We start from the raw sequence: 14,626 nt of genomic DNA on the forward strand, positions 1-14,626 counted from the left end.
TCATCATAATTCCACTTTTCCTCGGCTGTCCCGTCATTTTTCAGTAGCTTTGCGGACTTTAATACAGCAAGCAACTCATGAAACTTACCCTTATACGCACCGCTCGTGAAACCGGCAAAGAGACATTCAGCACATGGCCCAGCGACACCTTGATGGAGAAGATGAAAACCGAGAACAAAGCCGGACACATATCCGCCTTGCGCAGCCTCATTCCCCACATCACCGGAAGCAACGGACACTACCCCTGCATAGACAAACTGCCACGCATCTGCCCTGCCGCAGAATATGCCCGCAGCAAAGAGGGGGAAAGATACCTGAAAACCTATAACGGACTGGTACAGATTGAAGTCAACCACCTGGCCAATGCCGTGGAAGTGGAGCAAGTAAAGCGCCAGGCGGTCCTGCTGCCGCAAACTTTTGCCGCCTTTTGCGGAAGCAGCGGACGAAGCGTAAAAATATGGGTACTGTTTGCCACCCCCGACGGTTCGCGCCCCAGGCAGGAAGAAAAAATCAGGCTGTTTCATACCGCTGCCTACCGGCTCGCCGTAAACTGTTACCAGCCCCTGCTCCCCTACCCCGTCACGCTGAAAGAACCTGCCGTGGAGCAAAGCTGCCGCATGACGCTCGATGACCGTCCCTATTACAATCCGTCTGCCGTCCCTTTCTGTCTGGAACAGCCTTTGTCCGTGCCCGACGAGCCCACCTTCGGCCAACGGAAACAGACCGAAGCAAACCCGCTGATGCGCATTGCCCCCGGCTATCCGGCCTCCCAAACCTTCTCCATCCTCTTCGAAGCCGCCCTGAACCGTACCTTCGAAGAGCTGGAAAACTGGAAACGGGGCGATGACCTACGCCCCCTGCTCTACCTGCTTGCAGGGCATTGCTACAAAGCCGGCATTCCCGAAGAAGAGGCAGTACGCCAAGTCATGATGCACTACTACCGCGAAGCGGATGAACAGCTGGTGCGCATGACCCTGCACAACCTCTACCGCGAATGCAAAGGCTTCGGCACCCGCAGCAGCATGACCCGCGACCAAATCACCGCCTTCCGCCTGGAAGAATTCATGAACAGACGCTATGAGTTCCGCTGGAACACCGTGCTGGGAGAATTGGAATTCCGCCAACGGGACTCCATACACTTCCACTTCCGCCCTGCCGACCAGCGGGTAAGAAGCAGTATCGGACAGAATGCCCTGAAAGAAGGAATCAGCGTATGGGACAGAGATGTGGCACGCTACCTCAACTCGGACGCCATTCCCTTGTACAACCCCGTCGAAGAATATCTGAACAGCACCGGACATTGGGACGGCAAGGACCGTATCCGCGCATTGGCCGACCTCGTCCCCTGCAACAATCCGTACTGGCGGGAACTCTTCTACCGCTGGTTTCTCAGCATGACGGCGCACTGGCAAAACATCGACCGCCAGCATGGAAACAACACGTCTCCCCTACTGGTCGGAGCCCAAGGCTATCGTAAAAGTACCTTCTGCCGCATCCTGCTGCCACCCGAACTGCGCTTCGGATATACCGACAGTATCGACTTCAAAAGCAAGCAGGACGCAGAGCGGAGCCTCGGCCGCTTTTTCCTGATAAACATCGACGAATTCGACCAAATCAGCGTCAATCAGCAAGGTTTTCTAAAGCATCTGCTGCAGAAACCCGTGGCAAACCTGCGCAAGCCTTACGGCACCGCCATCCAGGAAATAAGACGCTACGCCTCCTTTATAGCCACCAGCAACCAGAAAGACCTGCTGACAGACCCCAGCGGCAGCCGCCGTTTCATCTGCATCGAAGTCACCGGCCCCATCCATACCAATGTCACCATCAACTACCGGCAACTCTACGCACAAGCCATGGATACCATAGCCAAAGGTGAACGCTACTGGCTGGACGATTCCGACGAAGCCATCTTGAAACAGACCAACCGGGAGTTTGAACAGCCCACACCGTTGGAACAGCTCTTCCTCTGCCACTTCCATCCCGCCGAAAATGAAGAGGAAGGAGACTGGATGACCCCTATGGAGATTCTCTCCTTCTTGCAAACCAAGACCAAAGACCGGCTGTCCATCAATAAAGTGGCTCTGTTCGGACGTGCACTCCACAAACTGGGCATCAGCAGCCGCCGGAAGACAAGAGGAACAGAATATCATGTAGTGAAAAAAGAATAATCCTGCCAATTAATTTGCTTCTACTTTCGGTTTGCGCTATCTTTGCGTTTCAAATCAAGAAGATATGAAAAAAGAAAGTCAAGTGATATTCGACCGGAATGCCGTAGAGTTTGTGACCGTAGCCGCCGAGTTTTGCAAGTTTCTGGAACAAGCGGAAGGGGTGAAACGTTCCGCGTTCGTCGATACCTCCTTAAAAATACTTCCGTTGCTCTACCTGAAGGCCTCCATGCTGCCCGAATGCGAAACCATAGGAGACGAGGCACCGGAGACATTCGTCACCGAAGAGACCTACGAGGTACTCCGCATGAACCTCGCCAATATCCTGGCCGAGAAAGACGACTACCTGGACGTATTCGTATCTGACATGAAGTATAGTGACCAGCCCATCACCAGGAACATTTCCGAAGACTTGGCCGACATATACCAGGACATCAAGGACTTTATCTTCGTATTCCAGCTGGGTTTCAACGAGACGATGAACGATTCGCTTGCCATCTGCCAGGAAAACTTCCGCCTCCATTGGGGACAGAAGCTTGTCAACACCCTGCGTGCCCTGCACGAGGTGAAGTATGCGCAAGGCGAGGATGAAGAGGAGGAAACCACAGACTTTGAATATTAAATTATGGTTATCAAAAGAACAATAGATAAAGAAACAGTGAAAGACCTGCCCAAAGCCGCCTTTCCGGGACAGATACATGTCGTACAGACACCGTGGGAAGCGGAGAAGGCAGTTGCCTATCTGAAGTCCTGCCCGTTGCTGGGCATAGACAGCGAAACCCGTCCGTCGTTCACAAAAGGACAGATACACAAGGTAGCCCTGCTGCAGATTTCTTCAGAGGAACATTGCTTTCTGTTCCGCCTCAACCTGACGGGACTGACTCTGCCGGTTATCACATTGCTGGAAAACCCGAGTGTAACGAAAGTAGGCCTTTCCTTGCGGGACGACTTCATGATGCTGCACAAACGCGCGCCCTTCGAACAGCATGCCTGCATCGAATTGCAGGAATATGTCCGCGCTTTCGGCATCCAGGACAAAAGCCTGCAGAAGATATACGCCATCCTCTTCGGGGAAAAGATTTCGAAAAGCCAGCGCCTTTCCAACTGGGAAGCCGAAACCTTGACCGAACCGCAGAAACTGTATGCCGCCACCGATGCCTGGGCATGCCTCAACATCTACAACAAGCTGCAAGAACTGAAACGGACAGGAGATTTTGAGATAGAAGCCAATAATAATGTGGTAATGTGATGCACATTATCACATTACCACATTAATCACATTATATATATGTACAAAGTATACCTTAAACCCAATAAAGAGGAGTCATTAAAGCGTTTTCACCCGTGGGTGTTTTCCGGCGCCATCGCACATTTCGACGGAGAACCCGAAGAAGGGGAAGTAGTTGAAATCTATACATCCAAAAAGGAATTCATAGCCAAAGGGCATTTTCAGATTGGCAGTATCGCCGTACGCGTACTGACCTTCCGCCAAGACGAAGAAATCAATGCGGACTTCTGGAAACACAAACTCAGCATAGCATACGATATGCGCCGCAGTATCGGCATAGCCGGAAACCCGACAAACAACACCTATCGCCTGGTGCACGGGGAGGGAGACAACCTGCCGGGGCTGGTTATCGACATTTATGCCCGCACCGCAGTGATGCAGGCACATTCTGCCGGCATGCACCTCGACCGCATGGCCATTGCCGATGCCCTTACCGAAGTGATGGGCAGCCAGATTGACAATATCTATTACAAATCGGAGACGACCCTTCCCTTCAAGGCCGACCTCTATCCGGAGAATGGTTTCTTGAAAGGCGGCAGCACGGACAATGTAGCCATGGAGTACGGCCTGAAGTTCCACATCGACTGGCTGAAAGGCCAAAAAACCGGTTTCTTCGTAGACCAACGCGAGAACCGTTCGCTACTGGAACGTTATGCCAAAGGCCGCAGCGTACTGAATATGTTCTGCTATACCGGCGGCTTCTCCGTATATGCTATGCGTGGAGACGCCAAACTGGTGCATTCCGTGGACAGCTCCGCCAAAGCCATCGACTTGACCAACAAGAACATCGAACTGAACTTCCCGGGTGACACCCGCCATGCCGCCTATGCAGAAGATGCCTTCAAATACCTTGACCGCATGGGCGACCAATACGACCTGATAGTTCTTGACCCTCCTGCTTTTGCCAAGCACCGCGATGCCCTGCGTAATGCCCTGCAAGGCTACCGCAAACTCAATGTCAAGGCTTTCGAAAAAATCAAGCCCGGAGGTATTCTTTTCACTTTCTCGTGCTCGCAAGCCGTCAGTAAAGAGAACTTCCGCACGGCCGTGTTCACAGCCGCTGCCATGTCCGGCCGCAGCGTACGCATCCTGCACCAACTGACACAACCTGCCGACCACCCGGTAAGCATCTATCATCCGGAAGGGGAATACCTGAAAGGGCTGGTTCTATATGTAGAATAAAGGAAAAAGAAGGCCTCATCGGCCTTCTTTTCTTAAATAGAGTTAATAAAAAGTAGAAAAGTGCCAAAATAGCATGTTATATAACATAAACCATATATATTTGCACTGTGTTTTTCATGGTATTAGATTTAAGGTTAATAAAGATTGGGTGTCTGGGATAGATACCCTTCTTTTTTTATAATACATTCCTTCCCAAAATCCATCCCTCATTAATCTCTTTCGTTGAAGAAAAAGCCGTACAGAACTTGTTTTTCTCCTAGTCTCATTGTACATTTGCATCTATTACATAATTTAAAATATAAAAAGCTAATATTATGAGCATCAAATTCCGACTCACTGCCATGCAATTCCTGCAATTCTTCGTTTGGGGAGCATGGCTGATTTCATTAGGTGGTTACATGGGCGGTACGTTACATTTTGAAGGCGGACAAATCGGAGCAATCTTTGCAACCATGGGTATAGCCTCACTGATAATGCCCGGACTGACCGGTATCATCGCCGACAAATGGATAAACGCCGAACGCCTTTATGGCATACTCCACCTTATCGGTGCCGGTGCTCTGATTTATGCTTCCACTGCCACTACGTACACCCACATGTACTGGGCCATGCTGCTCAACATGCTTGTTTATATGCCCACGCTATCCCTGGCCAACACCGTGTCCTACAATGCGCTGGAAAGATATAAAATGGATTTGGTAAAAGACTTCCCCCCCATCCGTGTATGGGGAACGGTAGGCTTTATCTGTGCCATGTGGGCTGTGGACCTTACCGGGTTCAAGGCAAGTGCGGCACAACTCTATGTGGCAGCCATCTCGGCAGCCATGCTGGGGCTTTACGCCTTCACCCTGCCTGCCTGCCCTCCCATGCGCTGCGAAGGAAAAACGATGCTCTCCGCTTTCGGACTGGATGCACTGGTGCTGTTCAAGCGCAAGAAGATGGCCATCTTCTTCCTATTCTCCATGTTGCTGGGAGCCGCCCTCCAAATAACAAACACCTATGGTGACCTTTTCCTGGGTTCGTTTGCTTCCATACCGGAATATGCAGATTCGTTCGGTGTGAAACACTCCGTCATCCTGCTCTCCATCTCGCAAATGAGTGAGACGCTGTTTATCCTTGCCATCCCCTTCTTCCTGAAACATTTCGGAATCAAGCGTGTTATGTTAATCAGTATGTTTGCATGGGTATTCCGTTTCGGGCTTTTCGCCCTCGGAGACCCGGGAAGCGGACTTTGGATGCTCATTCTCTCGATGATTGTCTACGGCATGGCATTTGACTTTTTCAATGTATCGGGCTCGCTGTTTACAGAAATGGAGGCACATCCCAGTATCCGTGCCAGCGCACAAGGCTTGTTCTTCATGATGACGAACGGTGTGGGAGCCATCATCGGAGGTTATGCCAGCGGAGCCGTGGTGGATGCCTTCTCGGTATATGCCGAAGGCGGAGGACTGGTAAGCCGCGACTGGACACCGGTATGGTTTATCTTTGCAGGATATGCCTTAGTCATTGGTCTGTTATTTGGAATAGTATTCCGCTATAAGCATAATCCGGAGAAAATAGAGAAAAACTGATTGAGAATCAGGTTGATTTAATAGGTATGAATAAGAAGAAGATAGAACTACAAGTACTAAACATTTCCAACAGCCAGGCGCAAGCGGGCGCCTATGCCCTGGTACTGGGTGAAGCGGGCGGCGAGCGCCAGCTTCCGATTATTATAGGTGCCACCGAAGCACAAGCTATGGTCATCGAGATGAAAGGTATTGTACCGCCCCGTCCGCTGACCCATAACCTATTCGCTTCCGTTCTTGAAGTGCTGGGCGTAAAACTGATGCGTATTCTTATCTATAAAGTAGACAACGGAGTATTCTACTCTTACCTTTATATGAAAGCCGAAGAAACCATTCTCCGGATTGATGCGCGTACCAGCGACGCCGTTGCCCTGGCATTGCGCATGAATGCCCCTATCTTTGTCTACGAAGACATCCTCGAAGCAGAATGTCTGAAAACCGTCGAAGGTTCCATCGACCCGATGGAAGGCAGCGAACCGGACAAAGACGAACTGCTGCAGGAAGACACGATAGGCATACTGAAAACGGCCCTGCAAAAAGCAGTCGATGAAGAGGACTATGAACGTGCCGCACAGCTAAGAGACCAGATTAACCAACTCAAGAACAATTTGTAATATGCACGTATTCTATACCCCCGACATACAAGCCCACGCAGAGCTGCCCGAAGAGGAAGCCGCACACGCCGTACGCGTCTTGCGCTTGCAGGCTGGAGACGAGGTCATGTTGACAGACGGAAAAGGCTGCTTTTATCGTGCCGAAATCAGTACGGCTACAAACAAGCGCTGTCTGGTGAATATCCTGGAAACCCTTCCGCAAGCCCCCTTGTGGAAAGGTCATCTGCACATTGCCATGGCGCCTACCAAGAATATGGACCGCACAGAGTGGTTTGCCGAGAAAGCGACGGAAATTGGGTTTGACGAACTGACATTCCTGAACTGCCGTTTCTCGGAACGGAAAGTCATCAAGACGGAGCGCATTTCCAAAATACTGGTTTCCGCCATCAAGCAGTCGCTCAAGGCACGCCTGCCCCAACTGAATGAGATGACAGACTTCAACAAGTTCATCACACAGCCTTTTCCGGGCCAGAAATTCATCGCCCACTGTTATGAAGGCGAAAAACCGCTTTTGAAGGATATGGTACATCCCGGAGAGGATGCCCTCGTACTAATCGGTCCCGAAGGAGACTTCAGCGAAGAGGAAGTCCGGAAGGCGGCGGAAAACGGGTTTATCCCCATCAGCCTGGGAAAATCAAGGCTGCGCACAGAGACGGCGGCACTGGTTGCCTGCCACATCCTCAACTTACAGAATCAATGATACTCACTAAAACAAAAACTATATGAAAAAGAACCTATTCTTCCACTTCTCAGTACTGGCAATGCTCATCGTGCTGATAAGCGCTTGTTCGTCCAAAAAGTCGGAATATACCAATGTGATTCCCTCCGATGCCTCGCAAGTCATCGCTGTCAATTTAAAATCATTGGCAGACAAGGCCGGTACCAAAGATAAAGAGACTAAAGAAGCACTGCAAAAGCTGACAGATGCCTTGAAAAGCGATATGAATGCAGCCACTTTCCAACAATTGGAGGCTGTACTGAAAGACCCTGCCAAATCGGGAGTGGACGTTCATGCGCCCATCTATATCTTCAATGCTCCCTCGTTCCCCTACACCACCATGGTAGCCAAGGTTCAGAACAAGGATGACTTGCTGAAACTGCTGGAAGTTACGGAGAAAGAACAGATAATCAGCCACGTGTCAGAAGCGGACGGCTACAGCTTTGCACAAATCAACAAGCAGGCACTGCTCGCTTTCACTCCCACCACGCTTATGGTGGTGAACTACACCGGCACATCGCAATTGGAAAAAGTCAAGGAGGAAATACCCGCCCTACTGAAACAGACGGAAGAGAACAGTATCAACAGCAATACTGCTTTCAAGAAGATGCAAAAGCAGAACGGAGACGTCAACATGCTCATTACTCCCTCCAGCCTGCTGAGTGCCTATGCCAATCCGCTGAATTACGGAATATCCCAAAGTATTGATTTGAAAGATTTGAAGATGCTGGGAAGCCTCTCTTTCGAAAAAGGAAAAATTGAGCTGAAGATAGATAACTATACAGAGAATGCAGAACTGAAAGCTCTCTTCGAAAAGCAGGCCAAAAGCACTTGCCCCATCGAAAACACATTTCTGAAATATTTCCCCAAATCTACGCTGGCACTGCTCAGCATAGGTATCAATGGAGAGGAGTTCTACAATGTACTGCAAGAGAATGAGCAGTTCCGCAACGATTTCTCCATTACCAAAGCCGCTGAAGTAAAGGACTTGTTCAGTGCTTTCCACAACGACCTGACCATAGGCCTTATCAATGTAACCATGAACAGTAATCCTTCTTTCCTTGCCTACGCCAGCGTAAAGAACGATGCTCCTCTGAAAGCCCTTTATGAGAAAAAGTCCGAACTGGGACTGAAACGCGGCGAAGACATCGTGAAATTGAATGAGAATGAATATGTCTATAAATCACGCGCTATCAACATTTTCTTCGGCATACGAGACAAACAAATGTACGCCACCAACGACGAACTGCTGTATAAGAATGCCTGCAAGACCGCTGACCCGTCTGCCAAAGAAACAGACTTCGCTTCCAGTCTGAAAGGCAAGCGTACAGCCTTTGTCATCAATGCGGAAGCCGTACTCGACCTGCCCGTTATAAAATTGCTTGTTGGGTTCGGCGGACAAGAGTATAGCACCTATTACTCGCTGCTCGGCAATATCTCGTATCTGGAAGCTGTCGGTAACGAGGACAAGGCAACCGTTACCCTGCAACTGAAGAATAAGGATGTAAATGCGTTGAAACAGATTGTGGACTTCATCAAGCAGTTTGCAGGAATGTAATTTAAGGATTAAAGATTAGAGATTAAGGATTAATACCACTCATGAATAGGATTCACCTACGGCAAACACTACCTCAAGTGTTTGCCGACCGTGATGCCATTACCTCAGACGTATGGCATCGGGACATTACGTTCCACAAAGGGAAACGTTATCTCATAGAAGCCGCTTCGGGTACCGGAAAGTCATCGCTTTGTAGCTATATTTACGGCTATCGGCACGATTATCAGGGAATCATCAACTTTGATGAACGCAATATCCGTTCACTCTCCGTCAATGACTGGATAGATATACGCAAACACTCTCTCAGCATTCTTTTTCAGGAGTTGCGTATCTTTCCCGAACTTACCGCCATCGAGAACATACAACTGAAGAACCGGCTTACCAATTTCAAAAAAAGGAAAGAAGTCCTTACCCTCTTTGAGGCCATCGGCATTGACGACAAGGTAAACGAAAAAGCCGGAAAGCTATCTTTTGGCCAGCAACAAAGAGTCGCCTTTATCCGCAGCCTCTGCCAGCCTTTCGACTTCATCTTCCTGGACGAACCCATCAGCCATCTGGATAACGAGAACGGAACAATCATGGGCAGACTGCTGACAGAAGAAGCCAGCCGCCAAGAAGCGGGAATCATAGTGACTTCCATAGGTAAGCATCTGGAACTAGAGTATGACGAAATTTATAAATTATAAATGTGGCTAATATGAATCGACTTGTTTGGAAACTTCTCCGCCAGCACATCAGTGTCGGACAGCTGGCAGGCTTTTTCCTCGCCAATCTCTTCGGCATGATGATTGTATTGCTGAGCGTACAATTCTATCGTGATGTCCTTCCCGTTTTTACGGAAGGGGATAGTTTCATGAAGAAGGAGTATATCATTGCTACCAAAAAAATCAGTACTCTGGGCAGCTTTGCCGGGAAAAGCAATACCTTCTCCAAAGAGGAGATAAAGGACCTGAAAGCCCAACCTTTTACTAAGGGGGTAGGCGCGTTCACTCCTTCCCAGTTCAAGGTTTCTGCCGGACTCGGTATGCAGGAAGCCGGTATCCGTCTGTCAACAGAGATGTTTTTCGAGTCTGTACCCGACGAATATGTGGATGTCAGTCTGGACAAATGGCATTTTGACGAAGATGCCCGGGTAATTCCCATCATCATTCCACGTAACTATCTGAACCTCTACAACTTTGGCTTTGCACAAAGCCGGAGTCTGCCGAAACTCTCCGAAGGCCTGATGAGTCTGGTACAAATGGATGTGATGATGCGGGGTAACGGACGTGTGGAACAATATAAAGGCAACATTGTAGGATTCTCCAACCGGCTGAATACCATTCTCGTTCCCCAATCCTTCATGGACTGGGCCAATAAGAATTTCGCACCGGAGAAAGAAGCGGAACCGTCCCGGCTGATTGTGGAAGTAAAGAATCCTACCGACACAGCCATCACCGACTATTTCCAGCAAAAGAATTACGAAACTGAAGGCAACAATCTGGATGCCGGGAAGACAACTTATTTCCTGCGCCTCATTACGGCCATCGTCATGGGAGTAGGATTGTTCATCAGCATTCTGTCATTCTACATCCTGATGCTGAGCATCTTCCTGCTTCTCCAAAAGAATACGGTAAAACTGGAAAACCTGCTGCTGATAGGATATAGCCCGACGCAGGTAGCCACACCTTATTATATACTGACAGTAGGGCTGAATGTACTGGTACTGCTCCTCGCCATCGGCTGCGTGGCATGGGTGCGCAGTTACTATATAGAAGTAGTCCAAAGCCTCTTCCCGCAATTGGAGAGCGGATCACTGCTTCCATGTATATTGATCGGTTGCCTATTATTTTTTGCTGTATCACTGCTGAATATTTTGGCAATAGGCAAAAAAATTATCAGTATCTGGAAAGGGAGAAAATAAAGATGGAAAAATTCCATCCAGCAAATATAAAGTTCATGATATGCCATCATTACAGCAAGCATCCGCCTCTACATATACCGCACCCGAAAGGAGATAGAACGGAAACACAAAGAAGAAATCCTTTTGCTCCGCATCCGCAACTTGATAAAGCAGTGCAGCCGTTATGAAGCGGAACAAAAGAAATGTACGGTTGCCACCCCTCGGAATATGCGGAAAAAATGCAGAAATCAACCTGAGTGTTGTTCCGTTTCAACAAGATTGTTGCCGTCTAAAGAGGATTCAGGACTACTTTTGCAGCATAATTTTAAAAGAACCATGAAAATGAATTTTATGAAAAGAGCCGGCTTCGTGCTGACTTGTGCAACCATGCTTGCAAACTTGTGTGCCGCCCAGAACACAGAACGCACACCTCAAGGAATGAAATGCACCACATAAGGAATGGACATCCGTGTGGAATTCTATTCGCCTTCCATTGTGCAGGTTTCAAAACTCCCGAAGGCAAACCCTACAACAAAGAAAGTCTGGTAGTGGTCACAAGCTGAATGCCAAGCTGATGATTGTGGCATGACCCGGCTTTGGCACCCACACAGAGCAACGCAAGGAGTTGGATGCCAAAGGGATGATTATCAACTTCAACACTTGGCCACCCAAAAGTGGCACACGCCCCTACGACGTCTACAATCCCGAAGCAAGGGACATTTATTGGAAATATCTGAATAAAGGCATTTTCAGTTACATCGGCAACGACGACTGGTGGCTCGATTCTACAGAGACTGACCATATCAACCGACAAGAATCGGACTATGACCTCTCCACTCACTTGGGGTCTTACCGGAGTGTAAAAAATGTCTACTCACTGATGCACAACAGCGGAATAGCCTCGCATCAAAAGGCTTTGAGCAAAGACAAACGCGTTATCATCCTGACCCGTTCCGGATTTATCGGACAACAACGTTACGGCTGCAACACCTGGAGTGGTGACGTGACCTCCACTTGGGACATGCTGGAGAAACAGATTCCTGCCGCACTGAACTATAGCTTGATGAACATCCCGAACTGGAACAGTGACATAGGTGGCTTCTTTGCCGGACGCTGGATGCAGTTCGGCACTTTCTGCCCGATAATGCGTTCGCACGGTACGGAGTTGCCCCGTGAAATCTGGAACTTCGGCAAGCGTGGCGAGTGGTGTTTCGATGCCCAGGAGAAGGTGATTAATCTGCGCTATCGCCTTCTGCCCTACGTTTACAGCACTTCCTGGGATGTGTTCCACAATGACGGTACATTCATGCGTCCTTTAGTAATGGATTTTGCGCCGGTTTACCTCCCTCAAGGCGCAGACTGGTGGGACTTCTGGAGTAACGAAAAGCAGCAGGACAGACAGACCTTGAACCGCAGTGTATCTTGGGAGGACAAGGCCCGTCCTCTGACGATAGAAGAGCGGGAAAGCAGTTTTCCGAACATGCTGAAAAGCCGCAAGTTCAAGGTTGTCCTGGTCGGTCAGGACTCCGATACGAGAAACCGGCCGATGAAAGGCAGAAAGACAATAAGCTATGCAGGAAAGAAAAAGAGTATAAAGCTGTAACAGTAAAAAGGAGGAACGTGTCAAAACTACCTTACTATTTTTTAGGCGCGGATTACGCAGATTTCAAGAATCCAATTTGCATAGTCCGCGTTACTCCACGTAATCCGCGCCTAATATTACAGCATAATGAAGTGGTCATATACTTTGCTAAAAAGGAAACAACAACGGCAGCACAAATACCATCACCACTCCCATAATAATCTGCAACGGGAGCCCCACTTTTATATAATCCATGAATGTATATTGTCCTGCCGGCATCACCAGTGCATTGGGCGGTGTAGAGAATGGAGAAGCGAAACACATACTTGCCGCAACCGTCACGGCAAACAAGAACGGAACGGGACTTACTCCAATCTGAATCGCACTTTGAAGAGCAATAGGGGCCATCAGCACTGCCGTCACCGTATTGCTGATGAACATGGTCATCAATGAAGTGGTGAAATAGATACCTGCCATCAACACAATAGGACCATAACTGCCCAACCCACTTACAAGACTGTTGGATATATATTCCGAGGCACCGGTTTTTTCGAGTGCAAGAGACATGGGGAGCATGGCTGCAAAGAGTACAATTGTTTCCCAGTTTATCGTTTTATAGGCGGCTTCCACATTCCTGAAACATCCCGTCAGCACCATCAGCAAGCCGGCAATCATCACCGCTGTCACCGGGGCCACGGGAATAAAGTCGAAGACCATCATGGCAACCATCAGCACCATGATAGCGGCAGCTATGGGCGCTTTATAATCCAGCGTCACTTTGGCGGCTTCTGCCAAAGGCTGCCCCAATACCACCCAATCGGAATCTTCCCTGCTTATCCGTGCGATGTCCTGCCACGCACCCTGCACCAGCAAAACATCGCCACTATGCATACGCTCACGTCCCAATTCACGTAATATATATTCCTTCTTACGACGGATGCCCAATACATTTACATTAAATTTATCACGGAACCCCGCTTCCTTCACCGTCCGGTTCACAATATTGGAAGAGGGCATCAACACGATTTCGGCAATTCCGATGTCATAAAAGTCAAGGGACTTGTCGGCTTTAGAGGCTTCTTCAGTGGTATGCCCGTCGAGCATTTCCATTAAAAAGTCTTCAGCAAAACGATTTACGTTCGATACCTCTCCCGTAATATAAAGCACGTCACCCACCCAAATAGTCGTATCGGGTGATGCCAATTTCTGGGTAATAGTTTTCAGGAATCTATGTTGGGAAGAGTCTACACGCCGTACTTCAATGATATTCAGACCATACTTGCGGCGTACATCCAGGTCTATGATGGTTTTTCCTATCAGACGGGAGTCATTGACAGCCCTCAAACGGAACAGGTTGCTGGAAAGTCCGTACTCCTGTACCAGTTGGTCCAATGATTTACCCGACAATGTTCCGTCATTCTTTTTGCCTTTCTTGGAGAGAAACCATTTGGTCAGAGGCATTAAAACCAAAGTTCCCACTATCACGCACACAATGCCCACCGGCAAGAAGGAGAAGAAAGACAGCGGTTCAAAGCCCGCTCCCGTCAATGTATTCTGAATGACCAAGTTAGGAGGCGTACCGATAAGTGTCATCATACCGCCCATGCTGCTGGCAAAAGCCAAAGGCATCAATAGACGGCTAGGATTCATTCCGGCACTCAGTGCCAAGCTCACCACGATAGGCAGCATCAAAGCCACCGTTCCCGTATTGCTCACAAAAGCACCAATGGCAGAGGTAACCAGCATAACCAGCAAGAAGAGTTTCAGCTCGCTTTTGCCTGCCAGCTTTAAAATGCGCGAACTTATCATTTTAGCCAGCCCGGTCTGAAAAATGGCGCCGCCCACAACGAACAAGCCCACCATCATAATCACCACCGAGTTGGAGAAGCCGGAAAGGGCCTCTTCAGGAGTAAGAATCTGAAATATCAATAAACCAATCAGCGCACAAAGCGCCACAATGTCCGAACGGACTTTGCCTGCTACAAAAAAGGCAGCGGAGAGAACAAGGATAATAAGGGTAATCAGCATAAATATGTATATTAAGAATGCACAAATATACTTATTTACGC

At 48.9% G+C, this 14,626-nt stretch carries 12 protein-coding genes; 11 read left to right on the plus strand and 1 reads right to left on the minus strand.

Annotation, left to right across the window (positions count from 1 at the left end; genetic code table 11):
• Nucleotides 1–77 precede the first annotated feature (77 nt).
• From HUX74_RS17250 to HUX74_RS17300, 11 genes are all read left to right on the plus strand, one after another.
• A complete protein-coding gene (locus tag HUX74_RS17250) occupies nucleotides 78–2,168 on the plus strand; it encodes a BT4734/BF3469 family protein (RefSeq protein ID WP_174647088.1) in 2,091 nt (696 codons plus the stop codon).
• 64 nt (nucleotides 2,169–2,232) lie between these two features.
• Nucleotides 2,233–2,787, plus strand: a complete 555-nt coding sequence (locus HUX74_RS17255; protein ID WP_057252409.1) for a DUF5063 domain-containing protein — start codon at nucleotides 2,233–2,235, stop codon at nucleotides 2,785–2,787.
• A gap of 3 nt (nucleotides 2,788–2,790) precedes the next feature.
• A complete protein-coding gene (locus HUX74_RS17260; RefSeq protein WP_005826911.1) occupies nucleotides 2,791–3,414 on the plus strand; it encodes a 3'-5' exonuclease in 624 nt (207 codons plus the stop codon).
• Nucleotides 3,415–3,453: 39 nt separating this feature from the next.
• Nucleotides 3,454–4,635 (plus strand): class I SAM-dependent rRNA methyltransferase, encoded by a 1,182-nt coding sequence (locus HUX74_RS17265; RefSeq protein WP_057252363.1) that lies wholly within the window; start codon nucleotides 3,454–3,456, stop codon nucleotides 4,633–4,635.
• Nucleotides 4,636–4,949: 314 nt separating this feature from the next.
• Entirely contained in the window at nucleotides 4,950–6,206 is a 1,257-nt protein-coding gene (locus HUX74_RS17270; protein WP_117964164.1) for a nucleoside permease, read from the plus strand.
• A 26-nt stretch (nucleotides 6,207–6,232) separates the two neighbouring features.
• Nucleotides 6,233–6,817, plus strand: coding sequence for a bifunctional nuclease domain-containing protein (locus tag HUX74_RS17275; protein WP_117964163.1), 585 nt, complete (start codon nucleotides 6,233–6,235; stop codon nucleotides 6,815–6,817).
• A 1-nt stretch (nucleotide 6,818) separates the two neighbouring features.
• Entirely contained in the window at nucleotides 6,819–7,517 is a 699-nt protein-coding gene (locus HUX74_RS17280) for a 16S rRNA (uracil(1498)-N(3))-methyltransferase (RefSeq protein WP_117964162.1), read from the plus strand.
• A gap of 22 nt (nucleotides 7,518–7,539) precedes the next feature.
• Entirely contained in the window at nucleotides 7,540–9,093 is a 1,554-nt protein-coding gene (locus HUX74_RS17285; RefSeq protein ID WP_131225378.1) for a DUF4836 family protein, read from the plus strand.
• Between the two features lie 41 nt (nucleotides 9,094–9,134).
• The gene (locus tag HUX74_RS17290) at nucleotides 9,135–9,779 is read left to right on the plus strand and encodes an ATP-binding cassette domain-containing protein (RefSeq protein WP_119961338.1); all 645 of its coding nucleotides are present in this window, start codon (nucleotides 9,135–9,137) and stop codon (nucleotides 9,777–9,779) included.
• 11 nt (nucleotides 9,780–9,790) lie between these two features.
• Entirely contained in the window at nucleotides 9,791–10,996 is a 1,206-nt protein-coding gene (locus HUX74_RS17295) for an ABC transporter permease (RefSeq protein WP_117964159.1), read from the plus strand.
• Between the two features lie 619 nt (nucleotides 10,997–11,615).
• Nucleotides 11,616–12,578: a TIM-barrel domain-containing protein gene (locus HUX74_RS17300; RefSeq protein WP_254592885.1), complete on the plus strand. Its 963-nt coding sequence runs from the start codon at nucleotides 11,616–11,618 to the stop codon at nucleotides 12,576–12,578.
• 147 nt (nucleotides 12,579–12,725) lie between these two features.
• Here the strand turns inward: HUX74_RS17300 and HUX74_RS17305 are convergent, their stop codons facing one another.
• Nucleotides 12,726–14,585 carry an SLC13 family permease gene (locus HUX74_RS17305; protein WP_005832990.1) on the minus strand — a complete coding sequence of 620 codons (1,860 nt, stop codon included), beginning with the start codon at nucleotides 14,583–14,585 and terminating at the stop codon, nucleotides 12,726–12,728.
• Nucleotides 14,586–14,626 lie beyond the last annotated feature (41 nt).

The organism is Bacteroides sp. Marseille-P8574, from assembly GCF_902825465.1.
Classification (GTDB): Bacteria; Bacteroidota; Bacteroidia; order Bacteroidales; family Bacteroidaceae; genus Bacteroides; species Bacteroides uniformis.